This window comes from Bradyrhizobium sp. USDA 4516 (genome assembly GCF_054055915.1).
Genome location: NZ_JBSRXT010000001.1, coordinates 2,898,202 through 2,921,695 on the forward strand (window position 1 = coordinate 2,898,202; position 23,494 = coordinate 2,921,695).

Here is a 23,494-nt window from a genome sequence, read left to right on the forward strand (position 1 = left end):
TTACGCCGCCCGCTGTGTCAGCCGTGAAACGGCGTCCGCGACGTTGGCGAGCGACGAGAAGGTCCGTCGCGTGAGCATCGCTTCGGGAAATTCGATGTTGAACTCTTCCTCGAGCGCCAGCATCACCTGCACCGTGGCGAAGGATGTCAGCCCTGCGTCATAGAGATTCGTGTCGTCGGTGATTGTGTTGAAATCCAGCGAAATCATCGGCTGCTGCTCGAGCAGCGCGCGGATACGATCAATCATTGGTTGCCCCACCTGTCATTGAAGTTCTTATGCGGCGGCAATAGCGCAACGACGGCAACCGCGGCGTTAACGCCGGAACGACAATGTTACAGACAGCTAACGATCGGTAACGAGCGCCGGCAAAAGTCCAGCATTGCTGTCCGGGCGGGCGTACCTGATGCGAGCCCTTGTCCGCTTCGCGCAGAACGACGCGGCGAGGATGCCCGCAACTGTCTTCGCGCCGGTCCCGTTTCGGGTGGGAACCCAAACAAGCCGATGAAGCCCAACATCAAATTCCCATCGCGCAATCGTCCGACAGACGCCAATGGCGAAATGATCGAGAGGGTGTTCGCGGACCGCGGGGCGGGCCCGGAAGCCCTCGCCGGATACCGCCTGCTGCCCCGCGGCTGAGCAGAATTGTGTCCGGAGTTAGCCGTGCCTGCGTTCTAGACAGGTCTGACCATATTTTAGGCGCGGCGGAATAGCGCAGGGGCACCTCCCACCCGTAAAGCGGGAAAAGGTCCGGATTCATAATCCATTAGCGAGCTCCGGCCGTTTGGCACGGCATTTGATTCTAAGGCTCCAGGCTGTGCCCGCGTAGTGGATGTCCTCCGCGTGGTGAACCTCAGTCGAAACTCCCGGTGTTCATTCGCACCGGGCCCAAGCGGGGATAGGACTCATGAAAATTGTTATGGCGATCATTAAGCCATTCAAGCTGGAAGAGGTCCGTGACGCCCTGACCGCCATTGGCGTTCACGGTCTCACGGTGACGGAAGTCAAGGGGTACGGCCGTCAGAAGGGTCACACGGAAATCTATCGCGGCGCCGAATATGCCGTGAGCTTCCTGCCGAAGATCAAGATCGAGGTCGCGGTCAACTCCGATCAGGTCGACAAGACCATCGACGCCATCACCTCCGCCGCCAAGACCGGCCAGATCGGCGACGGCAAGATCTTCGTCATCAGCCTCGAACACGCCGTGCGCATCCGCACCGGCGAGGCCGATGCAGCGGCCCTCTGATTTCGCGCTCAAACCTTAAGACCTCAGGAGTGAAATAACATGACGTTCAAGCGTCCCTATGGCGCGGGACTGGCGGCCCTTGCAGTCGGCCTGTTCGCCGCGACCGCCGCCTACGCCGAGCCGACCGTCAACAAGGGCGACAACGCCTGGATGCTGACCTCGACGGTGCTGGTGCTGCTGATGACCATCCCGGGCCTCGCGCTGTTCTATGGCGGCCTGGTCCGCTCCAAGAACATGCTCTCGGTGCTGGCGCAGGTGTTCTACACGGTCTGCCTCGTCACCGTGCTCTGGGCCCTCTACGGCTACAGCCTCGCTTTCACCGGCGGCTCCGACTTCATCGGCGGCTTCTCCAAGGCCTTCCTGATGGGCGTCACGCCGGACTCGAAGGCGGCGACCTTCTCGGTCGACGCCAACATCTCGGAACTCATCTATATGTGCTTCCAGATGACGTTCGCGGCGATCACGCCGGCCCTCATCGTCGGCGCCTTCGCCGAACGCATGAAGTTCGCGGCGATCGCGCTGTTCATCCCGCTCTGGGTGACGCTGATCTATTTCCCGATCGCGCACATGGTCTGGTACTGGCCGGGCCCGGACGCGATCCAGGATGCCGCCAAGGCGCTCGCCGCCGCGGCTGACGGCGCGGCCAAGACCGCGGCGCAGGCCAAGCTCGACGAGATCAACGCCGATGCCGGCTGGATCTTCAAGAAGGGCGCGATCGACTTCGCGGGCGGCACCGTCGTGCACATCAACGCGGGTATCGCCGGCCTGGTCGGCGCGCTGCTGATCGGCAAGCGGACCGGCTACGGCAAGGAGCTGATGGCTCCGCACTCGCTGACCATGACCATGATCGGCGCCTCGCTGCTCTGGGTCGGCTGGTTCGGTTTCAACGCCGGCTCCAACCTCGAAGCCAATGGCGGCGCTGCGCTCGCCATGACCAACTCGTTCGTGGCCACTGCCGCGGCGGCGCTGGCCTGGATGTTCGCGGAATGGATCATCAAGGGCCATCCCTCGCTGCTCGGCGCGCTCTCGGGCGCGGTCGCGGGCCTCGTCGCGGTGACCCCGGCGGCCGGCTATGCCGGCCCAATGGGCGCCATCGTGCTCGGCCTCGTGGTCGGCGTGGTCTGCCTGTTCTTCTGCACGGTCGTGAAGAACGCGCTCGGCTATGACGACTCGCTCGACGTGTTCGGCGTCCACTGCGTCGGCGGCATCGTCGGCGCGCTCGGCACCGGCATCCTGGTCAACCCGGCGCTCGGCGGTGCAGGCATCATCGACTACACCGCGATCCCGCCGAAGGTCGCCGATTACGACTTCGCAGCGCAGATGATCTCGCAGGTCTGGGGCGTCTGCACCACGCTGGTGTGGTCGGGCATCGGTTCGGCGATCCTCTACAAGATCGTCGACGTGATCGTCGGCCTGCGCGCCAACGTCGAGACCGAGCGTGAAGGCCTCGACATCACCGAGCATACGGAGCGCGCCTACAACATGTGAGTTCTCCCGGGACTCTGGCTCCCTCCGGGGCCGGGTCCAGAACTACGGTCCGGACACATACCCGGCAATGTCCGGGCCGTTGAGGGGCTCCAGCGCAAGCTGGGGCCCCTTTCTTTTTTCCGCGGCTTGAGAAAATATTGTCGGAATTGCCTGCCATTGTGGAATGACAGGCTACAAACAACGAAAACGGGAGGACGTCATGAAGGTGCAAGGCAGGTGCTATTGCGGCAACGTGCGCTATGAGGCCGAGGGCGAGCCGATGATCGCGGCGCAGTGCCTGTGCCGCGAATGCCAGTACATCACGGGCGGCGGACCGAACATGTTCATGGCGATGCCGACCACCGGCTTCAAATACACCGCCAGCGAGCCCAAGCAGTTCACCCGCAAGGATCTCGACCGCGCCGTGACCCGCGAGTTCTGCCCGGAATGCGGCACGCATCTCGTGACCAAGGTGCCGGGCCTGCCCGCCACCATCCTGAAGGTCGGCACCTTCGACGACCCCTCGGTGTTCACCCCGCAGATGACGATCTACACCTGCGACAAGCAGACCTTCCACCATGTGCCCGATGGCAAGCCGTCGTTCGAGAAGCTGCCGGCGCGGTAGAGGTCACCCATCGCGCGCGTAGCCCGGATGGACCGGAAAATTGGAATCGTCATGGCCGGGCTTGCTGTTTAGTCCGGGGACATGGCTGACACCTGTTCGGACACATCACTGACAGGTTGGCGGTTGGTCAAGTCGATTGATGCGACCTGCCAGCTGGCGAAGAAGACGCCGTAATGGCCGTCGCGATCCAGCGGCCTGATGGCAAGCCGTTCGCGCGCGAAGGCCTGTGGAACCTTCCAGAAGCGTCCCTTGAAGGAGATGTAGGGCCTCGTCGATGAGACCCTGCGCACGGTCTCGCCGCTGTCGTACTCGATTTTCGGGACGCGGGCCGGCATAGCGCGGGCACTGGGTCGGAAGCGATCGGCGGGAACGTGCATATCAAGGCCTTGGTGAGGGCGCTGCAGATTGTAGATCGGCCGCCAGGCATCCAAGGCACGCTGGACTTCCGGTAGGGTGCGGAAGCGGCGCATCGCAAAGACCTCGGCCTTCAGGGTGCGATGGAAGCGTTCGTTCTTGCCGCGGGCCTGCGGGTGGCAAGGCCTGGCATGCACCACCCTGACGCCAAGCTTGAGCAGCCAGACCTTCAATCCGGTCCAGCGAATGCCGGACGTATCGCCCCATGGTGAGCCGTTGTCGGTGTAGAAGGCCTCCGGCAAACCATAGCAGCGGAACGTCGTCGTCAAGTGATCCTGCACGGTGAAACGCTGCTCGTCGGCGCAGGCCTTCAGGCACAGGACATAGCGCGAGTGATCGTCGACGATCGTTAGCGGATGACACCGCGTTCCGTCGGCGAGCGGCAGGTGGCCCTTGAAGTCCATCTGCCACAGTAGATTGGGAGCTTCCTTCTCGAAGCGGTGCCCTGGATTTGGCGGCGCGTTCTCGCTCGGCTTGACGCGGCCGTTCCGGCACAGGATCCGGTGCACCGTCGAGGGCACAGGCACCGTCTTGCCGTCCCGCTTCAGGCAGTGGGCGATCTTGCGCGCGCCCCAGACCGGATGCTTGTCGCGCACCGCAAGCACCTGCTCCTCGATGGCAGCCTCACTGCGCTTGGGCATCGCATGCGGACGCCGGGAGCGGTCAGCCAGTTCCCGATCACCAGCCTGCCAGCGCCGCAGCCATTTGTAGCCAACGTCAGGGCTGATGTTGAACCGTTGACACAGCTCGCGCCGGTTGGCGCCTTCCTGCAATGCCAGCCGCACGAACTCGTGGCGCTGATCCATTACTGACACCTCACTCCACGGCATGGACGGCCTCCCGAATCGGACCAATCCAGCCAATGTTGATGTGTCAGCTATGTCTCCGAACACCCGTCAGTGATCTGTCCGGGCTAAACACTTGCCCCGGCCATCCATCCCGCTTCGCAAGACTCTGGCTTAGTCGATGGATGCCCGGGTCAAGCCCGGGCATGACAAGTTGTGGGTCACGCCATGGAGCCGCGTCAGTCGATCAAAACTTCCTCATCCGGCAGCTCGCTTGGCGCGCCGTTGCACAAATAGCGCTCCAGGATGTCGGCAAGCGACAGCGGCGTGAGGCGCTCGCTCGCACCGGATAGGTCGGCGATCGGCCACCAGCGGAAGCAATCGAGCACGCGCGCCTCGGCCTCGTCGGCCATCACCGGCGTGAAGCGATCCGCGTGAACGATCCGGTATTCCTCTTTCTGGGAAATCCGCCTGCCGCCCCAGTTGAAGGTGTGGTGCCGCCGCCATATTGCGGGCCCGGGCTCGAAATGATCAGCCCCAACTCCTCGGCCAGTTCCCGCTGCAACGTCGCTTCAGCCGTCTCGTCGCCCTCGACGCCGCCGCCCGGCGCGATCCAGAAGCAGTCGCCGCCGTGCGGCGAGCGAATCCGCATCAGCAGGACTTCGCGCTCGCCGGTGATGAGGAGCGCCCGGACGGCGCGGCGGTGGATCATGTCTCGGAGCAATTTCGATGCGGTGCCTTGGGATCAGCGCGGATATCACGCGTCGGCCGATCGTGCCGCACCGCCGATGGTTAATCGCGTCTTAACCTCGCCCTATCTATGGTGACTTGATCGGTTTACGGTCGGCGCCCCTACCCTCCGACCGCAGTGAAAGTGCTGGCATTTCAATCATGGCAATGACCGCCTCATCCGGCTTGGCGCAGGGCGCCGGCGATGTCGCATCCGCCGGCCAGGCCGAGCGTTCCCCTTTCCTGCGCACGACCGAGCTGCTGGCGCCGTATCAGCCTGCCAAGCCCTTGATTACGCTGTCATTAGGCGAGCCGCAGCACCCGGTGCCCGATTTCGTCGGACCGGTGCTGGCAAAGCATACCGCCGAGTTCGGCCGCTACCCGATCGCCAAGGGCATCGAACCATTCCGCCGCGCCGTCGCGACCTGGCTGGGAAGCCGGTTCCAATTGCCGCGGCCGGTCGATCCCGAGAGCGAGGTGATGGTGCTGAACGGCAGCCGCGAGGGGCTGTTCTTTGCCGCGATATCAGCCTCGCGCTACGTCGCGCCGCGCAAGGGCCGGCCGGCGATCCTGATGCCGAACCCGTTCTATCCGGCCTATGGCGCCGGCGCCCGCGCGGCCGGCTGCGAGCAGATCTACCTGCCGACCACGCTCGCTAACGGTTTCCTGCCCGACCTCGATTCGATCGACGAGGCGACGCTGGCGCGCACCGTCGCGTTCTTCATCGCCTCGCCCGCCAATCCGCAGGGCTCGGTCGCCTCGCGCGCCTACTTCACACGGCTGAAAGAGCTCGCCGATCGCTATGGCTTCATCATCCTGAGCGACGAGTGCTACTCGGAAATCTACACCCGCGAGGCGCCGGGCAGCGTTCTCGAATGCGCCGGTCCCGACTTCAGCAATGTCGTGGCGTTCCAGTCGCTGTCGAAGCGCTCGAACCTGCCGGGCATGCGGGTCGGCTTCGCCGCGGGCGACAGGAAGTTTCTGGCCGCATTCCACGAGCTGCGCAATGTCGCCGCACCGCAGGTGCCGGTGCCGCTGCAGCATGTCGCGGTCGCCGCCTATAGCGACGAGGCGCATGTCGAGGAGAACCGCAGGCTCTATCGCATCAAGTTCGATTTCGCCGACCAGATCCTCGGCAACCGCTACGGCTACAAGCGTCCCGCCGGCGGGTTCTGCGTCTGGCTCGACGTCTCCGGGCGCGGCGGCGACGAGGCTGCGGCGGTCAGGCTCTATCGCGACGCCGGCGTGCGCGTGATTCCCGGCAGCTATCTGGCGCGCCAGCAGACCGACGGTTCCAATCCGGGCGCGGGCTATGTCCGCCTTGCGCTCGTCTCCGACAGTGAATCGACGGCCGAGGCGATGCATCGCCTGGTCGAAACCCTGGGTTAATCGCGAAGCGCGAAGATTGAGTATGCCAGCGATCGAACGTGTCATCCCCCTGGTCGGCCATCTGCCGCTCTCGCTCCGCGAGGCGCTGGCGCGACGGCTGCGCGAACTCACCGGGCTCGGCCTGATCGCGCTGTCCGGCGCCATCACGGCGGCGCTGATGACCTGGTCGGTGCAGGATCCGTCGCTGAGCCACGCCACCTCGCGCACGATCCGCAACGTGCTCGGCTATCCCGGCGCGATCGGCGCCGACCTCCTGATGCAGATTCTCGGTCTCGGCGCGATCATGCTGCTGCTGCCGGTCGCGGTGTGGGGCTGGCGGATGCTGACGCATCGCCCGTTCGACCGCGAGGCGCTGCGGCTCGGCTGCTGGATCCTGTGCACGGTGATCGCGGCGGGCTTCGCCAGCTGCTGGCCGCACAACACCGCATGGCCGCTGCCGACCGGGCTCGGCGGCGTGGTCGGCGACGCGCTGCTGCGTGCGCCGGCCGTCGTGTTCGGCCCGCCCGGCTTCATCTATCGCGTCGTGCTCGGCCTGATCCTGTTCGTCGCGATGGCGGCAAGCTTCCTGTTCGCCTGCGGCTGGGGTGCCAAGGAGCAGGACGACGAGCTGACGCCGATCTCCGACGACGACGAGCCGTTCGTCGAGGAAGAAGACAACGACCGCAGCTCGGTCTCGCTGGGCTGGCTGTTCCATGCGCTGATGAGCGCCAAAGCGCGGCTCGGCTGGCTGCTGACCACCGCCTACAAATCGCTGATCTCGAGCGGAGCCCAGAGCCGCAGCGCTGCGTTCGAGCGCCAAGAGCCGAATATCGGCGGCGGCCGCTCGGCGCCCTCGATCGCGCCCGCGCATGAAGACCATGATGAGGACGAGGCTGAAGCTTTCGACGACGATGAGGAAGAGGAGGACGAGGAGGACGAAGCTCCCGCCGCCCGCGCCCCGCGCAAGAAGGCCGAGCCGAAGCCGAAGAAGAAGAATTCCGACAAGTTCGAGCTGCCCTCGGTCTCCGTGCTCAGCGCGCCGAAAGCCAGCGATCGACAGCCGCTGAGCAAGGCCGAGCTCGAAGCCAATTCGCGCTCGCTCGAGGGCGTGCTGCAGGACTTCGGCGTGCGCGGCGAGATCGTCAAGGCCAATCCCGGCCCGGTGGTCACGCTGTACGAGCTCGAACCGGCGCCCGGCATCAAGTCGTCGCGCGTGATCGGGTTGTCCGACGACATCGCGCGCTCGATGAGCGCGCTGTCGGCCCGCGTCGCGGTCGTCGCCGGCCGTAACGCGATCGGCATCGAGCTGCCCAACGCGCATCGCGAGAAGGTCTATCTGCGCGAGCTTCTGGTCGCCAAGGAAAGCGTCGATTCGGTTGCGAAGCTGCCGCTGTGCCTCGGCAAGACGATCGGCGGCGACCCCGTCATCATCGATCTGGCGCGCACGCCGCATATGCTGATCGCCGGCACCACCGGCTCCGGTAAATCGGTCGCGATCAACACCATGATCCTGAGCCTGGTCTACCGGCTGCGGCCGGATCAATGCCGCCTGATCATGGTGGATCCGAAGATGCTCGAACTCTCCGTCTATGACGGCATCCCGCATCTGTTGACGCCCGTCGTCACCGATCCGAAGAAGGCGGTGGTGGCGCTGAAATGGGCCGTGCGCGAGATGGAAGAGCGCTACAAGCGGATGGCCAAGCTCGGCGTGCGCAACATCGACGGCTACAATGCGCGCCTCGTCGAAGCCAAGGCCAAGGGCGAAGAGCTGACGCGCACCGTCCACACCGGCTTCGACAAAGAGAGCGGCAAGGCGATCTACGAGGAAGAGAAGCTCGACCTCGAGCCGCTGCCCTACATCGTCATCATCGTCGACGAGATGGCCGACCTGATGATGGTCGCCGGCAAGGATATCGAAGGCGCGGTGCAGCGCCTCGCACAGATGGCTCGCGCCGCCGGTCTGCATGTCATCCTCGCCACGCAGCGTCCGTCGGTCGACGTCATCACCGGCACGATCAAGGCGAACTTCCCGACCCGGATCGCCTTCCAGGTGACGTCGAAGATCGACAGCCGCACCATCCTTGGCGAGATGGGCGCCGAGCAGCTGCTCGGCCAGGGCGACATGCTCTACATGGCGGGCGGCGGCCGCATCAGCCGCGTGCACGGACCGTTCGCCTCGGACGAGGAAGTCGAGAAGGTCGTGCGTCACCTCAAGACGCAAGGCGCACCGGAATATCTCGAAGCCGTCACCGCGGAAGAGCCGACCGACGAGGACGGCGCCGTGTTCGATGCCACCGGCATGGGCGGCGACGGCGGCGGCGATCTGTTCACGCAGGCGGTTGCGATCGTCAAGCGCGACCGCAAGGCGTCGACCTCCTACATTCAGCGCCGGCTGCAGATCGGCTATAACCGCGCGGCCTCGCTGATGGAGCGGATGGAACTTGAGGGCATCGTCGGTCCGGCGAATCACGCCGGAAAGCGCGAAATCCTGGTCGGGGAGGAAGAAGGCCAGTTCTGATCGGGGACGATCATCACGGAAAAACCATATCTCCCTCGGAAGAGGCGGGATAAAATCCGGCGCAGCGGGACGACGTCGAACAGAGACCTGACATATCTGATGGCAAAACACCTCATTGACCGCGGCACGCGCACCGCGCTGGCTCTTCTCGTCACCGCCGCGATCGCCGGCGCTGCGACTGCGCAGAATGCGCCGCCCCCGAAGCCCGCGCCCAACGCCGGATCCAAGGCTGCGCCAAAGAAGGACGCCGGCGCGCAGACCAATGCGGACAAGGGTCCGACGACGACGGGCGCCACCCAGGCACCGCCGAACCCGGTGATTCCCGATCCGCGCCGCAACGTGCCCGCCAACATCTTCCAGACCTTCGACGCCAACCAGAAGGCGCAGGCCGCCAAGGTCTCGGCCTATCTCTCGTCGCTGCAAACGCTGGTCGGAAATTTCGTCCAGGTCGGCCCCGACGGCACCAAGACCAAGGGCGATTTCTATATCCAGAAGCCCGGCAAGCTGCGCTTCGAATATGACGATCCGAGCCCGATCGAGGTGATCGCGGACGGCTCCTCGGTCGCGGTGCGCGACCGCAGGCTCGCCACCCAGGACGTCTATCCGCTGTCGCAGACCCCGCTGCGCTATCTGCTGTCGGACCGCATCGACCTGATGAAGGACACCAACGTCATCAGCGTCACCGCCGACGACGTGTTCGTCAGCATCACGATCGAGGAAAAGCAGGCGCTGGTCGGCACCAGCCGCTTCCTGCTGATGATCGGCGCCAAGGACGGCAAGCTCAAGCAGTGGACCGTTACCGACCCGCAGGGCTACGACACGACAGTTGCGGTCTACAATCTCGACGCGACGCAGAAGCCCGATCCGGCGCTGTTCAAGATCGACTTCACGACCTATCCCGGCACCTCGCCGGGCTGACCGCCTTTCCTTCTCCCTCGCCCCGCTCTTGCGAGGTCGAGACGAGCGAAGCTCGCTCTTGGAGGGTTGGGTGAGGGGCTGCCTCCAGGAATCCGAAAGACGCGAGTACGCGGAGAGTCCCCCTCAACCCGGATCACATTGCGCTTCGCTCCATGCGATCCGACCTCTCCCCGCAAGCGGGGCGAGGTGGGAGCCTCCCTGTGGACAATTGAAATCCGCACCGAGAACCGTGCTAAGACGCACCTCTCATGCGGTTCTCCGTCACCACCTGGAATATCAACTCGGTGCGCCTGCGCATCGACACCGTCGCCAAGTTCATCAAGAGCGCGCGGCCGGATGTGCTGTGCCTGCAAGAGACCAAATGCATCGACGATGCGTTTCCGCTCAAGCGCTTCAAGCGGCTCGGCTATGAGCACGTCGCGCTGAACGGACAGAAGGGCTATCATGGCGTCGCCATCGTCTCGCGCCTGCCGTTCGAGACGACCGACATCAGGACGTTCTGCGACAAGATCGATTCACGACACATCTCGGTGTCCTTCGGCGAGAAGGCGCAGCTGTCAAAGCCGCTGGTGCTGCATAATTTCTACGTGCCGGCCGGCGGCGACATTCCCGATCCCGCGCTCAATCCGAAATTCGAGCACAAGCTGCAATTCCTCGACGAGATGAAGGCCTGCGAGCCGCTGCATCCGCGCGGCGACGACCGCCACATCCTGGTCGGCGACCTCAACGTCGCGCCGCATGAGAACGACGTGTGGTCGCACAAGCAGCTGCTCAAGGTGGTCTCGCACACGCCGGTCGAGACCGAGAAGCTGCTCGCCGCGCAGGCGCATGGCGAATGGTTCGACATCGCGCGCGAGCGGATCCCGATGTCGGAAAAGGTCTACACCTGGTGGAGCTACCGCGCGGCGGACTGGACCGTCGGCGATCGCGGCCGACGGCTCGATCACATCTGGGTCTCGCGCGCGCTGAAGGATCAGGTCAGCGATTTCAAGATCACCCGCGACGCCCGCAGCTGGGAGCGCCCGTCGGACCACGTGCCGGTGACGGCGGTGATGGAGGTTTAAGGGCGCCGCCGACCCTCGACCCGTCATCCTGAGGAGCGCGCAACGCGCGTCTCGAAGGGTGCACGGCCCGGCTGGTGGCCGTCGACCCTTCGAGGCTCGCCCAGCCGCAAGGCTCGCACCTCAGGGTGACGGTTCAATGAACTTGCGGAATGACGCGCGGAAAGATCACGTACTCAGCTTCCCGCCCGCCATCAGGATATCGCTTGCGAGCTGGCTGGTGCGCAGCGCGAGCTCGTCGCGCAGCCGAAGGGCCGCGGCGGGATCGCTTTCCAGCACGCGCTGGAACAGGCTACGCGCGACTCGGATCACCGAGCCGCGCTCCAGCGCGGTGGCGGTCGATGGCCGCTTCATCGCGACGATCAATGCGAGCTCGCCGATCAGCGCGCCGGGACCGGCGATGATCTCGGCGCCGCCTTCCTCGACGCGGAAGGTGCCGCGCTGCACGACATAGCCGGCGTCCGCGGCGTCGCCGGCCTTGAACAGCACGTCGCCTGCGTTGAAATCACGTTGCTCGGAGCCGATCGCCAGCATGCGCAAGGAGCTTTCGCCCAACAGACGCATTGTCGGGACCCGCTCGAGCAGGGCTACGTCATCATCGATCGACATTCAGGTCCGGTAACCGCGGTGCGCCTCGATTTCACGAATCGTTGAGCGCAAAGCGTATCACGGCACCAGCTTGTAGCCACCGGCTTCCGTCACCAGGATTTCCGGGTTGGCGGCGTCCTTCTCGATCTTCTGGCGGAGGCGGTAGATGTGGGTTTCCAGCGTGTGGGTGGTGACACCGGAATTGTAGCCCCAGACTTCCTGGAGCAGCGTCTCGCGCGACACCGGCATCTGGCCGGCGCGGTAGAGGAAGCGGAGGATCGCGGTTTCCTTCTCGGTCAGCCGCACCTTCCTGGCATTGGCGCCGGTCAGCATCTTCGAGCCGGGCCGGAACGAGTACGGACCGACCGAGAACACCGCGTCCTCGCTGGCCTCGTGCTGGCGGAGCTGCGCCCGGATCCGGGCCAGCAGCACCGCGAAGCGAAATGGCTTCGCCACATAGTCGTTGGCGCCGGATTCGAGCCCCAGGATCGTATCGGAATCGGTGTCGTGGCCGGTCAGCATGATGATCGGAGCCTTGAAGCCGCCCTTGCGGAGCGAGCGGACCACTTCGCGGCCATCGGTGTCGGGCAGGCCGACGTCCATCAAGACCAGATCGGGGGAATTGGCTTTGGCGGCAGTGGCGCCCTTGGCGCCGGTGTCGACTGCGGAGGCTTCGAATTCCTCGTGCAGCGACAGCTGCTCGACCAGCGTATCGCGCAGATCGGTATCGTCATCCACGATCAAGATCTTGCGGGCATTGGCCATAGGTACAATCCTTCGGGGGCGGGCGGTCAGAAGCAGAGGACGCTTATCGCCGTAACATCGGCTAGATATGTGTTCAGGTAGGCGATTGTTACCGATTCACAAGGCAACGCAGTCTACCTCAAATCCGGCGGGGCAGGACGTGAATGTCCTGTAATGCCGGGAGATAGGATGTTCTGAACACCCAAGGCAAGCTCAGTTTGGAACGATTCTTAGGGGAAGGTCAGCTAGTTCAATCACTTATATGACAGCCAAACGTGATCGCCCGCTCTCCATCATCGAGGTCCGAGCAGCCGCCGGCGACCCGCGCCGGGGCTGGCTGTCGGCCGACGGCTGGACCGTGCCGGTGGCGCTCGGGCGCGGCGGAATCCTCGCCAACAAGCGCGAGGGCGACGGCGGCACGCCGCGCGGCGTCTTCCATCCGCGCCAGCTCTGGTGGCGCGCCGACCGGCACCAGCGTCCGGCGACTTTCCTGCCGACCCGGCCGATCCGCCGCGAGGACGCCTGGTGCGAGGACCCCGCCGACCGTCACTACAACCAGCCGATCCGGCTCGATCGGATGCAAGGCGGCGACCGCCTGACTCGCGAGGACCATCTCTACGACTTCATTATCGAGATCGATCACAACGCCGCACCGCGAGTCGCCGGCCGCGGCAGCGCGGTGTTCCTGCATCTGGCGCGGCCGAATTTCTCGCCGACCGCGGGCTGCGTCTCGATGACGAAGACCTCGATGCTGCGGCTGTTGCGGCGGATGTCGCCGCAGACCCGGATCGTTATTGGGTAGGGTGGTGGAATAGCTCAGCATCGGTTTTCCCACGCGACAGACGCGACGCGTTTGTGCTGAGATCGTGCACAACAGAAAATCATTCCCGCGGGGAGCGAAACAGCATGCTCGACAACAACAAGATCGCCGCCGCCTCGAAGGTCCTGCACGATCACTGGCACGCCGGCACCAAGCTCGCAGCGCTCGATGTCGCCATTCGGCCGCGCGATCGCGCCGAGGGCTATGCGGTGCAGGCCGAACTGGAAAAGACGTCGCGCAAAAAACTGTTCGGCTGGAAGATCGCGGCGACCAGCGCGGCCGGCCAGAAGCACATCAATGTCGCCGGACCGCTCGCCGGGCGCATCATTGCCGAGACGGTGATACCGGATGGCGGCACCGCGTCGATGCAGGGCAACGAGATGCGCGTCGGCGAGCCGGAATACGCCTTCCGCATGGCGCGCGATCTCGCGCCGCGCACGACGCCGTACAGCGTGCAGGAGGTGCTGGAGGCCGTCGGGACGCTGCATCCGGCGATCGAGATTCCGGATTCGCGTTTCGCCGATTTTGTCGCCGCCGGCGAGGCGCAGCTGATCGCCGACAATGCCTGCGCGCATCTGTTCGTGCTCGGACCCGCAACCTCGGCCGACTGGCGCGCGATCGACCTGGTCGAGGACCGCCCGGTCATCACGCTGCGCGGCGAGCGCTATATCGGCCACGGCAAGAACGTGCTCGGCGATCCCTGCGCAGCGCTCGCCTGGTGCGCCAACGAACTCTCCGCACTCGGGTTGACCTTGCGGGCAGGCGAGGTCGTCACCACCGGCACCTGCCACCCGCCGCTGCCGATCGCCTCCGGCGACGAATTCGCGGCCGATTTCGGCGCGATCGGAAAAGTGTCGGTGAAGTTCGCGTAGGCTGCGCACGCGCCACACACACCAATGTCGTCCCTGCGAAAGCAGGGGACCCATAACCACCGAAGTTAGTTGTTGTCCGCCGATCTGGCCGCGTGTCCCTTGCAATGGCCGCGGAGTATGGGTCCTGGCTTTCGCCAGGACGACACTAGTTATGCGGCGCCGTCCGTGTCCCGAAGATCGCCGAGCCCACCCGCACGTGGGTCGCCCCCATCTGGATCGCCACCGCGAAATCCGCGCTCATGCCCATCGAGAGATTCGTCAGCCCGTTGCGCGCGGCGATCTTGGCGCAGAGCGCGAAGTGCGGCGCCGGCGCCTGGTCGACCGGCGGGATGCACATCAGTCCCGAGATCGGCAGGCCGTAGGTGTCACGGCATGCCGCGATGAAGGTATCTGCGTCCTGCGGTGCCACGCCGGCCTTCTGCGGCTCCTCGCCGGTATTGATCTGGACGAACAGTTCCGGGTGCTTGCCTTGATTTTTGATTTCCTTGGCTAACGCTTCGCAAATGCTGGCGCGATCGACCGAATGGATCGCATCGAACAGCGCGACCGCCTCCTTGGCCTTGTTCGACTGCAACGGCCCGATCAGATGCAGCTGCAATCCCGGATGAGCCTGGGTTAGCACCGGCCACTTGCTCTTGGCCTCCTGCACGCGATTTTCGCCAAATACGCGCTGTCCGGCGCCGATAATCGGCAAAATTGCGTCAGCCGCGAACGTCTTCGACACCGCGATCAAGGTCACCGACGCACGGTCGCGCCGCGCTTCCTTGCAGGCATGGGCGATCTCGCGTTCGACGGCGGCGAGGCCATGTGGTGAATCGGCCGGTAACGGCGTGGTCGGGCTTTGCGTCATGCTTGTGCCGTTCTCTGACAGGTGCGGGGGGTTGGCTCGAATTTTACCAAATTCGGGAAAGGCTTTTTGAAGCCCTGCATTCTAACTTGCGCACGGGCAAGGGAATAGAATGTCGGGCGTCACTTTCAACCGCAACCGGGTCAGGCTCAAGAAGGTTCTGGGAATTCGTGCCCGGCTGGCCTTCCTTGCGCTGATGCTGGTCGCGCCCCTGATGCTGGACCGCGTCCGCACGCTGGAGGATTCCCGCAGCAAGCAGATCGCGCAGGCCGCGGCCGGCTATGCCAGCCTCACCGCGCATGCCGCGGAAACCCAGCGCGAGGTGGTCTCCTCGGTCGAGACCATGCTGAAATCCGCCGCCTATATCCGCGCCTCCGGCGGCATCGCGCAGAGCTGCGAGGTGCTGCGCGCCAGCCTGCCGACGGTGCTGCCCTGGATCCGCAGCATTATGTTTGTCTCCAGGGACGGGCTGGTGCAATGCTCGACCCTCAACGTCCAGGTCGGCCTCAATGTCGGCGACCGCGAATATTTCAAGAAGGCGCAGGACAACCGCGGCTTCGTGTTCAGCGACTATCTGCGCGGCAGGACCAATGGCCGCCCGATGATGATGGCCGCCTATCCGGTCGCCGCGATCAATCCGGAGCAGGATGCCGTGGTGGTCGCCGGCATCAATATCGACTGGCTGTCGCAGATCATGGCCAATCTCGGCGGCCAGCCCGGCATGTCGGCCGTGCTGGTCGACTCTACCGGCGTCGTGATCGCCGCGCCCGCCGATCATGCGAGCCTGATCGGCCGCTCGCTCGACACCATCCCGCTGATGGCAGCGATCGCCGAGAAGGCGTTGAGCTATGACGAGCCGTCCGGCTCGGTGTCGTTCACCGCGTCCGACGGCGCACAGCGCACGCTGAGCTTCGCGCGCATCGCCGGCACGCAGTCCCGGCTGATCGTGAGCATGGACGAGGCCAAGGTGACGGCGGCGATCAACCGCGAGATCCGCACCGCCTATCTGCAGCTTGGATTTGTCTGCCTTTTCGTCTTGTTGGGCGCCCTGGTCGGCGCCGAGCGGCTCGTCATCCATCCGATCGAGCTGATGACCGGCATGGCGCGGCGGTTCGGCGAGGGCGACTGGTCGGCGCGCGTCGCCAAGCACAAGCTGCCGGCGGAATTCGTGCCGCTGGCGCGTGCCTTCAACGCGATGGCGGCGCAGCTCAGCCAGCGCGAGCGCGAGCTGGTCGCCTCCAACGATCGTCTCACCGTGATGGCCTCGATCGATGCGCTGTCCGGCCTTGCCAATCGCCGCGGCTTCCAGAGCCGGCTCGACTTCGAGTGGATGCGGGCGCAGCAATATGAATGCGAGCTGTCGCTGATGATGATCGATGTCGATCACTTCAAGCTCTACAACGACACCTACGGCCATCCCGAAGGCGATGCCTGCCTGACCCGAATCGGCGAAGTGCTGTCGGGGATCGCCGCCGACACCATGGGCTTCGCCGGCCGCTATGGCGGCGAGGAATTCTGCCTCTTGCTGCCGAACACCGACGCCGCGCATGCGCTCGCGATCGGCGAGACCGTGCGCACCGCCGTGCTCGGCCTCGCCGTGCCGCACGCGTCCTCGAGCCATTGCGTCGTCACCGTCAGCGTCGGCGTCGCGACGACCAGACCGAACGAGACCCAGCGCCCCGGCGACCTGATCGAAGCTGCAGACGCCGCCCTCTACGCCGCCAAGCGCCGCGGCAGGAACGCCGTGATCGAGCACGGCTTCCTGCAGACGCTGGACGAAGCCGGGATGGCGCTGGCGAGTTGAGATCGTGCGTGATCGAGCCGCGCCATGAGCGCGGAACCATGACCATCGGCGACGCCGCATATTCAGCGTCGTCCTGGCGAAGGTCAGGACCGATTACCCCCACCGTTTATTATTGCGCGAAGCTGGGGCCACGATCCCTTCCTCGACAAAGCTCTGTGGTCCAGGCCTTCGCCAGGACATCGAGGAGGCTGCAGACGGCGCCCCTGCGACAGCGGCAGGGCGGCTGCGCGAGGGGATGGGACGTTTGGAGGCCCCAAGCCGTTGACCGCGCAGGCGCTTTTGTGGCCTAGTCCGCCGTCCCCGGACGGGACCCGAAAACCACCCAAAGCCACCCAAAATCCTTGCGATTTCATGACCGCCGAACGCTACAACGCCCGTGAATCCGAGCCCCGCTGGCAGCGCCTGTGGGACGAAAAGGCGATCTTCGCCTCCAAGAACGACGATCCGCGGCCGAAATACTACGTGCTCGAGATGTTCCCCTATCCGTCGGGGCGCATCCATATCGGCCATGTCCGCAACTACACGCTCGGCGACGTGCTGGCCCGTTTCATGCGCGCCAGGGGCTACAACGTGCTGCACCCGATGGGCTGGGACGCGTTCGGCCTCCCGGCCGAGAATGCCGCGATCGAGCGCAAGGTGGCGCCGAAGGCCTGGACCTACGACAACATCGCCGCGATGAAGAAGCAGCTGCGGTCGATCGGGCTGTCGCTCGACTGGTCGCGCGAGTTCGCGACCTGCGACCCCAGCTACTACAAGCATCAGCAGAAGATGTTTTTGGACATGCTGCGCGCCGGCCTCGCCGAGCGCGAGAAGCGCAAGCTGAACTGGGATCCGGTCGACATGACCGTGCTCGCCAACGAGCAGGTGATCGACGGCCGCGGCTGGCGCTCGGGCGCCGTCGTCGAGCAGCGCGAGATGAGCCAGTGGGTCTTCAAGATCACGAAGTACTCGCAGGAGCTCCTGGAAGCGCTGGATGGTCTCGACCGCTGGCCCGACAAGGTGCGGCTGATGCAGCGCAACTGGATCGGCCGCTCCGAGGGCCTGTTGATCCGCTTTGCGCTGGATGCGGCGACGACGCCGGCCGGCGAGAGCGAGCTGAAGATCTTCACCACGCGGCCGGACACGCTGTTCGGCGCCAAGTTCATGGCGATCTCGGCGGATCATCCGCTGGCGGTAGCGGCTGCCGCGAAGAACCCGAAGCTCGCGGAGTTCATCGCCGACATCAAGAAGATCGGCACCGCGCAGTCGATCATCGACACCGCCGAGAAGCAGGGTTTCGACACGGGCATCAAGGCGGTGCATCCGTTCGATCCGAGCTGGAAGCTGCCGGTCTATGTCGCGAACTTCGTGCTGATGGAATACGGCACCGGCGCGATCTTCGGCTGCCCGGCGCACGACCAGCGCGACCTCGACTTCGTCAACAAGTACAATCTCGGCAATACGCCGGTGGTCTGCCCCGAGGGCCAGGACCCGAAGACGTTCGTCATCACCGACGTCGCCTATGACGGCGACGGCCGCATGATCAATTCGCGCTTCCTCGACGGCATGACGATCGAAGCGGCCAAGGAAGAGGTCGCCAAGCGGCTGGAAAGCGAAGTCCGCGGTAATGCGCCGGTCGGCGAGCGGCAGGTGAATTTCCGCCTGCGCGACTGGGGCATTTCGCGCCAGCGCTACTGGGGCTGCCCGATCCCGGTGATCCACTGCCCGAAATGCGACGTGGTGCCGGTGCCCGACGACCAGCTGCCGGTGACGCTGCCGGAGGATGTCAGCTTCGACAAGCCGGGCAACGCGCTCGACCATCACCCGACCTGGAAGCACGTCAGCTGCCCGAAGTGCGGGGCCAAGGCCGTGCGCGAGACCGACACGATGGACACCTTCGTGGACTCGTCCTGGTATTTCGCGCGCTTCACCGACCCGTGGAACGAGACCGCGCCGACCACGCCTGCGGTCGCCAACCGGATGATGCCGGTCGATCAGTATATCGGCGGCGTCGAGCACGCGATCCTGCATCTGCTCTACAGCCGCTTCTTCACCCGCGCGATGAAGGCCACCGGCCACGTCGACATGAGCGAGCCGTTCGCCGGCATGTTCACCCAGGGCATGGTGGTGCACGAGACCTACCAGAAGGCCGACGGCAGCTGGGTCACGCCGGCCGAGGTGAAGATCGAGGTTGGCGGCGATGGCCGCCGCGCGGTGCTGATGGCGACCGGCGAGGACGTCGCGATCGGCCCGATCGAGAAGATGTCGAAGTCGAAGAAGAACACCGTCGACCCCGACGACATCATCGCGAGCTACGGCGCCGACGTCGCGCGCTGGTTCATGCTGTCGGACTCGCCGCCGGACCGCGACGTGATCTGGAGCGACGAGCGCGTGCAGGGCGCCTCACGCTTCGTGCAGCGGCTGTGGCGGCTGGTGAACGAATCGGCCGAGATTGCCAAGACGGCGCCGGCGGCCCGGCCGGCCACGTTCGGAGCCGAGGCGCTGGCGCTGCGCAAGGCGGCCCATGGCGCGCTCGACAAGGTGTCGTCCGGGATCGAGCGGCTGCATTTCAACGTGTGTCTCGCCCATATCCGCGAGTTCGCCAATGCGCTGTCCGAGGTGCTGGCAAAGGGCGACAAGCCGGCGCCGGACCTGGCTCCAGATGTTTCTTGGGCCGTCAAGGAGGCGGCGACCATCCTGGTGCAGCTGTTTTCGCCGATGATGCCGCATCTGGCCGAGGAGTGCTGGGTGGTTCTGGGCCAGACCGGGCTGGTTTCCGAGGCCGATTGGCCGCAAATCGAGCGCGATTTGCTGGTCGAAGACAGCGTGACCCTGGTTGTCCAGGTCAACGGTAAAAAACGAGGTGATGTTACAGTGCCACGGGCGGCCCAAAATGCGGATATAGAGGCTGCCGTTTTGGCGCTCGATGCGGTAAAAGCCGCCTTGGGCGGCAAACCCGTCCGCAAGGTGATCGTGGTGCCCATGAGGATCGTCAATGTTGTCGGCTAGGATCAGGATCGCCGCCCGGCTCGTGGCCGTGGCTGCCTTGGCCGCGCTGACGGCCGGATGCTTCCAGCCGATGTATGCCGAGCGTACCCTTGACGGCCAGTCGTCCGCGCTGCGCGAAAAGCTGATGGGCGTCGAGGTTCCGCCGGTCGACAAGCCGAACGCCTCGCGCGAGGCCCGGGTTGGCGTCGAGGTCCGCAACGCCCTCGCCTTCAAGCTCTACGGCACCGCCACCGGCATGCCGCCTACGCATCGGCTGGTGCTGCGCTTCAACACCAGCCGCTCCTCGCTGATGATCGATCCGGCCACCGCGCTGCCGACCAGCGAGAACTACGCCATCGACGCCCAGTTCAACCTGATCGAGATCGCCTCGAACAAGTCGGTCATGACCGGCACCACGTTCTCGCGCGTGTCCTATGACATGCCCGGCTCCTACCAGCGCTTCGCCCGCGCCCGCGCCTTCCGCGACGCCGAGGACCGCGCCGCGCAGGAGATCGCCGACAACATCCAGACCCGCCTCGCCTCCTTCTTCTCCACCGGAACCTGAGGCGGGAGGTCATTCCGGGGCGCGCCACCGGCGCGAACCCGGGATCTGGAGATGATGGATCGAGATTCCGGGTTCGCCTCTGACGAGGCGCCCCGGAATGACAGTTTAAGGCGAGATGGTCGCGCTTCGCGGAAAAGAGATCGACAGCTTCCTCGCCCGGCCTGACGCCGGCCGTCCGATCATCCTGCTGTACGGCCCGGACCTCGGGCTGGTGCGCGAGCGTGCCGACGCGCTGATGGCCTCCGCGGTCGACGATCCCAACGATCCATTCTCGCTGGTGCGGCTCGATGGCGACGAGCTCGCCGCCGAGCCGTCGCGGCTGGTCGACGAGGCCATGACGGTGCCGCTGTTCGGCGGCCGCCGCGCCATCCGCGTCCGCGCCGGCTCGCGCAACTTCTCGAGTGGCGTCGAGACGCTGACCGAGACCACGGCGCTCAGGGATTGCCGCATCGTGATCGAGGCCGGCGAGCTCAGGCCGGAATCGCCGCTGCGCAAGATCTGCGAGCGCGCCAAGAATGCGGTGGCGATTGGCTGTTATCCCGACACCGAGCGCGATCTCACCAAGCTGATCGAGGACGAGCTGCGCGCATCGAATCTGCGGCTCGCACAGGATGCGCGCGCGGTACTGATGTCGCTGCTCGGCGGCGACCGCATGGCTTCGCGCAACGAGCTGCGCAAGCTGGCGCTGTTCGCGCACGGCAAGGGCGAGATCACGCTCGAGGACGTCATGACCGTGGTGTCCGACGCCTCCGAGCTGAAGCTCGACCCGATCGTCGACGGCGCCTTCGCCGGCAACGCCGCGCTGGTCGAGAGCGAGTTCACCAAGGCAATGGTCGCCGGCACCTATCCCGGCGTGATCATCTCGGCCGCGCAGCGCCAGGCGGCATGGCTGCACAAATCAGCGCTCGCGATCGCGGACGGCACGCCGGCGTCAGCCGTGCTCGAAGGCGGATTCCCGCGGCTGCACTTCTCGCGCAAACCCGCGGTCGAGATCGCGCTGCGCAATTTCACGCCGCCGCGGCTGGTGAACGTGATCGATCAGCTCGCCACCGCGGCACTCGACATGCGCAAGCAGGCCTCGCTCGCCGCCGTCATCGCGCAGCGCGCGCTGCTCTCGATCGCGGCGAATGCGAAGCGGCGGGGGTAAATTGAAGAAGTCATTCCGGGGCATGCGAAGCATGAACCCGGAATCCAGAGATGTTGAAAAAGAGATTCCGGGTTCGCGCTGACGCGCGCCCCGGAATGACGAAACCGCTAGCCGCCCTCGAGTCGCCGCACCACCTCGTCGAGCTGCTCGAGGTTGCGGTAGCTGATCTGGACGGTGCCGCCGGGATCGCGATGGCTGACGGTGACGGCAAGGCCGAGCGCATCGCTGACGCGCTTCTCGAGCGCCAGCGTGTCGGCATCCTTGTCGACCTTGGCCGCGCTGCCGCTGCGCGCCTTCTGCGGCTTGCGCTCCGGCACGCCCTCCTCATGCGCCAGTGCCTCGGCCTGGCGAACGTTGAGACCCTCGCCGACGATGCGCTTCGCTGCAGCGAGCGGATCCGGCACGCCGATCAGCGCGCGGGCGTGGCCGGCGGAGAGATCGCCTTTCGAGATCAGCGCCTGCACCTCGACGGGCAGCTTGGTCAGCCGCATCATGTTGGCGACATGGCTGCGGCTCTTGCCGACGATCTTGGCGATGTCTTCCTGGCTGCGTTTGAACTCGTCGGCGAGCGCGTGATAGCCCTGCGCCTCTTCCATCGCATTGAGGTCTTCGCGCTGGACGTTCTCGATGATCATGATCTCGAGCGCGTCGGAATCAGAGACCTCGACCGGCACGATCGGCACTTCGTGCAGGCCGGCGAGTTGCGAGGCGCGCCAGCGGCGCTCGCCGGCGATGATCTCGTAGCGGTCCTGCGCGCCCTTGATCGCACGCACCACGATCGGCTGGATCACGCCGCGCTGCCTGATCGAATCGGCAAGCTCGCCGAGCTCGGTGTCGGCGAAGGTGCGCCGCGGGTTACGCGGGTTGGCCTTGAGGAATTCGATCGGCACCTTGCGCTGGTTGCGCGGCCGCTCGACATGCGCGGCCGCCTCGCCGCCGACATCTCCGATCAGGCTTGCCAGCCCGCGCCCCAGTCGCGAACGCGCTTCATCGGCCATTGTTGCGAGCTCCCTTGGATTCACACGCAGTACTCCAGACTTGAATTTCAAAAGAAACGTAGGATGGGTAGAGCGAAGCGAAACCCATCGCGGCTCGCAATGAGAGTGATGGGTTTCGCTTCGCTCTACCCATCCTACGCAACATCAATGCGTGCGCAGCTCGCGCTCGCGCTGGATCACTTCGGTGGCGAGCTTGAGATACGCATCGCTGCCGGCACATTTGAGGTCGTAGACCAGAACCGGCTTGCCGTAGGACGGCGCCTCGGAGATGCGCACGTTGCGCGGGATCATGGTGTCGTAGACCTTGTCGCCCATGAACTGGCGCACGTCGGCAACGACCTGGTTGGAGAGGTTGTTGCGCGAGTCGAACATGGTCAGCACGATGCCGTGGATCGAAAGGTTCGGATTGAGCGTCGAGCGCACCTGCTCCACGGTCTGCAGCAATTGCGACAGACCTTCGAGCGCAAAGAACTCGCATTGCAGCGGCACCAGGATCGCGTCCGACGCCGCCATCGCATTCACCGTGAGCAAATTGAGCGAGGGCGGGCAGTCGATCAGCACGTAGGTGTAGTCGGCTTCCGGCGAGACATTGTTGTTCAATCCTGCGATCGCATCGCGCAGCCGGAACGCGCGGCCCGGCGTGGTGCCGAGCTCGAGCTCGAGGCCGGAGAGGTCCATGGTGGAAGCCGCGATGTGCAGTCGCGGCACCGCGGTCGCGACCACGGCATCGCGCAGCGGCGCTTCGCCGATCAGGACGTCGTAGGTCGAGCAGCTGCGGTTGCGGCGATCGATGCCGAGGCCGGTCGAGGCGTTGCCCTGCGGATCGAGATCGACGATCAGGACGCGCTCGCCAATCGCAGCGAGTGCGGTCCCAAGATTGATCGCTGTGGTGGTCTTGCCGACGCCGCCCTTCTGGTTGGCGAGCGACAGGATGCGCGGATGGCCAGGCGGCTGGGACGCCTTATCCTCTTGATAAACCTCGTCCATCACAGTCATACCAAGATACCATTTGCT

Annotated in this window: 22 protein-coding genes; 13 read left to right on the forward strand and 9 right to left on the reverse strand. The window is 65.2% G+C overall.

Annotation, left to right across the window (positions count from 1 at the left end; translation table 11 throughout):
- Positions 1 to 246 (reverse strand): acyl carrier protein, encoded by a 246-nt coding sequence (locus ACVI1L_RS13330; RefSeq protein WP_057020315.1) that lies wholly within the window; start codon positions 244 to 246, stop codon positions 1 to 3.
- A 658-nt stretch (positions 247 to 904) separates the two neighbouring features.
- Between ACVI1L_RS13330 and ACVI1L_RS13335 the strand changes: the two genes are divergently transcribed.
- From ACVI1L_RS13335 to ACVI1L_RS13345, 3 genes are all read left to right on the forward strand, one after another.
- Positions 905 to 1,243, forward strand: coding sequence for a P-II family nitrogen regulator (locus ACVI1L_RS13335; RefSeq protein WP_024583097.1), 339 nt, complete (start codon positions 905 to 907; stop codon positions 1,241 to 1,243).
- A 39-nt stretch (positions 1,244 to 1,282) separates the two neighbouring features.
- Positions 1,283 to 2,731, forward strand: coding sequence for an ammonium transporter (locus ACVI1L_RS13340; RefSeq protein ID WP_057020316.1), 1,449 nt, complete (start codon positions 1,283 to 1,285; stop codon positions 2,729 to 2,731).
- Between the two features lie 199 nt (positions 2,732 to 2,930).
- On the forward strand, positions 2,931 to 3,335 hold the full coding sequence (locus ACVI1L_RS13345) for a GFA family protein (protein ID WP_057020317.1): 405 nt from the start codon (positions 2,931 to 2,933) through the stop codon (positions 3,333 to 3,335).
- A 68-nt stretch (positions 3,336 to 3,403) separates the two neighbouring features.
- Here the strand turns inward: ACVI1L_RS13345 and ACVI1L_RS13350 are convergent, their stop codons facing one another.
- The 3 genes from ACVI1L_RS13350 to ACVI1L_RS13360 all read right to left on the reverse strand — a co-directional run bounded on the left by ACVI1L_RS13350 (position 3,404) and on the right by ACVI1L_RS13360 (position 5,246).
- Entirely contained in the window at positions 3,404 to 4,579 is a 1,176-nt protein-coding gene (locus ACVI1L_RS13350; protein ID WP_057015551.1) for an IS481 family transposase, read from the reverse strand.
- 194 nt (positions 4,580 to 4,773) lie between these two features.
- A complete protein-coding gene (locus ACVI1L_RS13355; RefSeq protein WP_245311767.1) occupies positions 4,774 to 4,947 on the reverse strand; it encodes an NUDIX hydrolase in 174 nt (57 codons plus the stop codon).
- Positions 4,947 to 5,246 (reverse strand): NUDIX domain-containing protein, encoded by a 300-nt coding sequence (locus ACVI1L_RS13360; protein WP_245311768.1) that lies wholly within the window; start codon positions 5,244 to 5,246, stop codon positions 4,947 to 4,949. Before ACVI1L_RS13360 ends, ACVI1L_RS13355 begins: the two co-directional genes overlap by 1 nt.
- Positions 5,247 to 5,425: 179 nt before the next feature.
- Between ACVI1L_RS13360 and ACVI1L_RS13365 the strand changes: the two genes are divergently transcribed.
- The 4 genes from ACVI1L_RS13365 to ACVI1L_RS13380 all read left to right on the forward strand — a co-directional run bounded on the left by ACVI1L_RS13365 (position 5,426) and on the right by ACVI1L_RS13380 (position 11,131).
- Positions 5,426 to 6,652 (forward strand): aminotransferase class I/II-fold pyridoxal phosphate-dependent enzyme, encoded by a 1,227-nt coding sequence (locus ACVI1L_RS13365; protein WP_456783078.1) that lies wholly within the window; start codon positions 5,426 to 5,428, stop codon positions 6,650 to 6,652.
- A gap of 16 nt (positions 6,653 to 6,668) precedes the next feature.
- On the forward strand, positions 6,669 to 9,149 hold the full coding sequence (locus ACVI1L_RS13370; protein ID WP_456783079.1) for a DNA translocase FtsK: 2,481 nt from the start codon (positions 6,669 to 6,671) through the stop codon (positions 9,147 to 9,149).
- 99 nt (positions 9,150 to 9,248) lie between these two features.
- Complete coding sequence (locus tag ACVI1L_RS13375; protein WP_028335823.1) at positions 9,249 to 10,067, forward strand: outer membrane lipoprotein carrier protein LolA; 819 nt, start codon at positions 9,249 to 9,251, stop codon at positions 10,065 to 10,067.
- 248 nt (positions 10,068 to 10,315) lie between these two features.
- Entirely contained in the window at positions 10,316 to 11,131 is an 816-nt protein-coding gene (locus ACVI1L_RS13380; protein WP_028335822.1) for an exodeoxyribonuclease III, read from the forward strand.
- A gap of 165 nt (positions 11,132 to 11,296) precedes the next feature.
- Here ACVI1L_RS13380 and ACVI1L_RS13385 read toward each other — a convergent pair whose 3' ends face one another.
- Positions 11,297 to 11,737 carry a cyclic nucleotide-binding domain-containing protein gene (locus ACVI1L_RS13385; RefSeq protein ID WP_076833662.1) on the reverse strand — a complete coding sequence of 147 codons (441 nt, stop codon included), beginning with the start codon at positions 11,735 to 11,737 and terminating at the stop codon, positions 11,297 to 11,299.
- A gap of 57 nt (positions 11,738 to 11,794) precedes the next feature.
- Entirely contained in the window at positions 11,795 to 12,481 is a 687-nt protein-coding gene (locus ACVI1L_RS13390; protein ID WP_016841446.1) for a response regulator transcription factor, read from the reverse strand.
- 241 nt (positions 12,482 to 12,722) lie between these two features.
- Between ACVI1L_RS13390 and ACVI1L_RS13395 the strand changes: the two genes are divergently transcribed.
- Entirely contained in the window at positions 12,723 to 13,262 is a 540-nt protein-coding gene (locus ACVI1L_RS13395) for a L,D-transpeptidase family protein (RefSeq protein ID WP_456783080.1), read from the forward strand.
- Between the two features lie 104 nt (positions 13,263 to 13,366).
- Positions 13,367 to 14,152 (forward strand): 2-keto-4-pentenoate hydratase, encoded by a 786-nt coding sequence (locus ACVI1L_RS13400; RefSeq protein ID WP_456783081.1) that lies wholly within the window; start codon positions 13,367 to 13,369, stop codon positions 14,150 to 14,152.
- A 145-nt stretch (positions 14,153 to 14,297) separates the two neighbouring features.
- Here ACVI1L_RS13400 and ACVI1L_RS13405 read toward each other — a convergent pair whose 3' ends face one another.
- Entirely contained in the window at positions 14,298 to 15,002 is a 705-nt protein-coding gene (locus ACVI1L_RS13405) for a YggS family pyridoxal phosphate-dependent enzyme (RefSeq protein WP_456783082.1), read from the reverse strand.
- A gap of 109 nt (positions 15,003 to 15,111) precedes the next feature.
- On the opposite strand from ACVI1L_RS13405, the gene ACVI1L_RS13410 reads away from it, so the two are divergent.
- From ACVI1L_RS13410 to holA, 4 genes are all read left to right on the forward strand, one after another.
- Positions 15,112 to 16,803: a sensor domain-containing diguanylate cyclase gene (locus tag ACVI1L_RS13410; protein WP_456783083.1), complete on the forward strand. Its 1,692-nt coding sequence runs from the start codon at positions 15,112 to 15,114 to the stop codon at positions 16,801 to 16,803.
- A 351-nt stretch (positions 16,804 to 17,154) separates the two neighbouring features.
- Positions 17,155 to 19,791 (forward strand): leucine--tRNA ligase, encoded by a 2,637-nt coding sequence (gene leuS / locus ACVI1L_RS13415; protein ID WP_456783084.1) that lies wholly within the window; start codon positions 17,155 to 17,157, stop codon positions 19,789 to 19,791.
- Positions 19,778 to 20,335, forward strand: a complete 558-nt coding sequence (gene lptE / locus ACVI1L_RS13420) for an LPS assembly lipoprotein LptE (protein ID WP_076833672.1) — start codon at positions 19,778 to 19,780, stop codon at positions 20,333 to 20,335. Before leuS ends, lptE begins: the two co-directional genes overlap by 14 nt.
- Before the next feature lie 115 nt (positions 20,336 to 20,450).
- A complete protein-coding gene (gene holA, locus ACVI1L_RS13425) occupies positions 20,451 to 21,482 on the forward strand; it encodes a DNA polymerase III subunit delta (RefSeq protein ID WP_057020328.1) in 1,032 nt (343 codons plus the stop codon).
- Between the two features lie 107 nt (positions 21,483 to 21,589).
- Here holA and ACVI1L_RS13430 read toward each other — a convergent pair whose 3' ends face one another.
- Both ACVI1L_RS13430 and ACVI1L_RS13435 read right to left on the reverse strand, forming a co-directional pair.
- On the reverse strand, positions 21,590 to 22,480 hold the full coding sequence (locus ACVI1L_RS13430; protein WP_456783085.1) for a ParB/RepB/Spo0J family partition protein: 891 nt from the start codon (positions 22,478 to 22,480) through the stop codon (positions 21,590 to 21,592).
- 144 nt (positions 22,481 to 22,624) lie between these two features.
- Positions 22,625 to 23,476 carry a ParA family protein gene (locus tag ACVI1L_RS13435; protein ID WP_028335813.1) on the reverse strand — a complete coding sequence of 284 codons (852 nt, stop codon included), beginning with the start codon at positions 23,474 to 23,476 and terminating at the stop codon, positions 22,625 to 22,627.
- Positions 23,477 to 23,494 lie beyond the last annotated feature (18 nt).

What these genes read in the sequence shown, in the direction of transcription:
- ACVI1L_RS13340 (WP_057020316.1), top strand. Translation starts at nt 1,283, where the DNA reads ATGACGTTCAAGCGTCCCTATGGCGCGGGACTGGCGGCCCTTGCAGTC.
- ACVI1L_RS13390 (WP_016841446.1), bottom strand. Translation starts at nt 12,481, where the DNA reads ATGGCCAATGCCCGCAAGATCTTGATCGTGGATGACGATACCGATCTG.
- ACVI1L_RS13385 (WP_076833662.1), bottom strand. Translation starts at nt 11,737, where the DNA reads ATGTCGATCGATGATGACGTAGCCCTGCTCGAGCGGGTCCCGACAATG.
- ACVI1L_RS13395 (WP_456783080.1), top strand. Translation starts at nt 12,723, where the DNA reads ATGACAGCCAAACGTGATCGCCCGCTCTCCATCATCGAGGTCCGAGCA.
- ACVI1L_RS13365 (WP_456783078.1), top strand. Translation starts at nt 5,426, where the DNA reads ATGGCAATGACCGCCTCATCCGGCTTGGCGCAGGGCGCCGGCGATGTC.
- ACVI1L_RS13335 (WP_024583097.1), top strand. Translation starts at nt 905, where the DNA reads ATGAAAATTGTTATGGCGATCATTAAGCCATTCAAGCTGGAAGAGGTC.
- ACVI1L_RS13405 (WP_456783082.1), bottom strand. Translation starts at nt 15,002, where the DNA reads ATGACGCAAAGCCCGACCACGCCGTTACCGGCCGATTCACCACATGGC.
- leuS (WP_456783084.1), top strand. Translation starts at nt 17,155, where the DNA reads ATGACCGCCGAACGCTACAACGCCCGTGAATCCGAGCCCCGCTGGCAG.
- ACVI1L_RS13330 (WP_057020315.1), bottom strand. Translation starts at nt 246, where the DNA reads ATGATTGATCGTATCCGCGCGCTGCTCGAGCAGCAGCCGATGATTTCG.
- ACVI1L_RS13375 (WP_028335823.1), top strand. Translation starts at nt 9,249, where the DNA reads ATGGCAAAACACCTCATTGACCGCGGCACGCGCACCGCGCTGGCTCTT.
- ACVI1L_RS13380 (WP_028335822.1), top strand. Translation starts at nt 10,316, where the DNA reads ATGCGGTTCTCCGTCACCACCTGGAATATCAACTCGGTGCGCCTGCGC.
- ACVI1L_RS13435 (WP_028335813.1), bottom strand. Translation starts at nt 23,476, where the DNA reads ATGACTGTGATGGACGAGGTTTATCAAGAGGATAAGGCGTCCCAGCCG.
- lptE (WP_076833672.1), top strand. Translation starts at nt 19,778, where the DNA reads ATGTTGTCGGCTAGGATCAGGATCGCCGCCCGGCTCGTGGCCGTGGCT.
- ACVI1L_RS13345 (WP_057020317.1), top strand. Translation starts at nt 2,931, where the DNA reads ATGAAGGTGCAAGGCAGGTGCTATTGCGGCAACGTGCGCTATGAGGCC.
- ACVI1L_RS13360 (WP_245311768.1), bottom strand. Translation starts at nt 5,246, where the DNA reads ATGATCCACCGCCGCGCCGTCCGGGCGCTCCTCATCACCGGCGAGCGC.
- ACVI1L_RS13410 (WP_456783083.1), top strand. Translation starts at nt 15,112, where the DNA reads ATGTCGGGCGTCACTTTCAACCGCAACCGGGTCAGGCTCAAGAAGGTT.
- ACVI1L_RS13430 (WP_456783085.1), bottom strand. Translation starts at nt 22,480, where the DNA reads ATGGCCGATGAAGCGCGTTCGCGACTGGGGCGCGGGCTGGCAAGCCTG.
- ACVI1L_RS13355 (WP_245311767.1), bottom strand. Translation starts at nt 4,947, where the DNA reads ATGGCCGACGAGGCCGAGGCGCGCGTGCTCGATTGCTTCCGCTGGTGG.
- ACVI1L_RS13400 (WP_456783081.1), top strand. Translation starts at nt 13,367, where the DNA reads ATGCTCGACAACAACAAGATCGCCGCCGCCTCGAAGGTCCTGCACGAT.
- ACVI1L_RS13350 (WP_057015551.1), bottom strand. Translation starts at nt 4,579, where the DNA reads ATGCCGTGGAGTGAGGTGTCAGTAATGGATCAGCGCCACGAGTTCGTG.
- holA (WP_057020328.1), top strand. Translation starts at nt 20,451, where the DNA reads ATGGTCGCGCTTCGCGGAAAAGAGATCGACAGCTTCCTCGCCCGGCCT.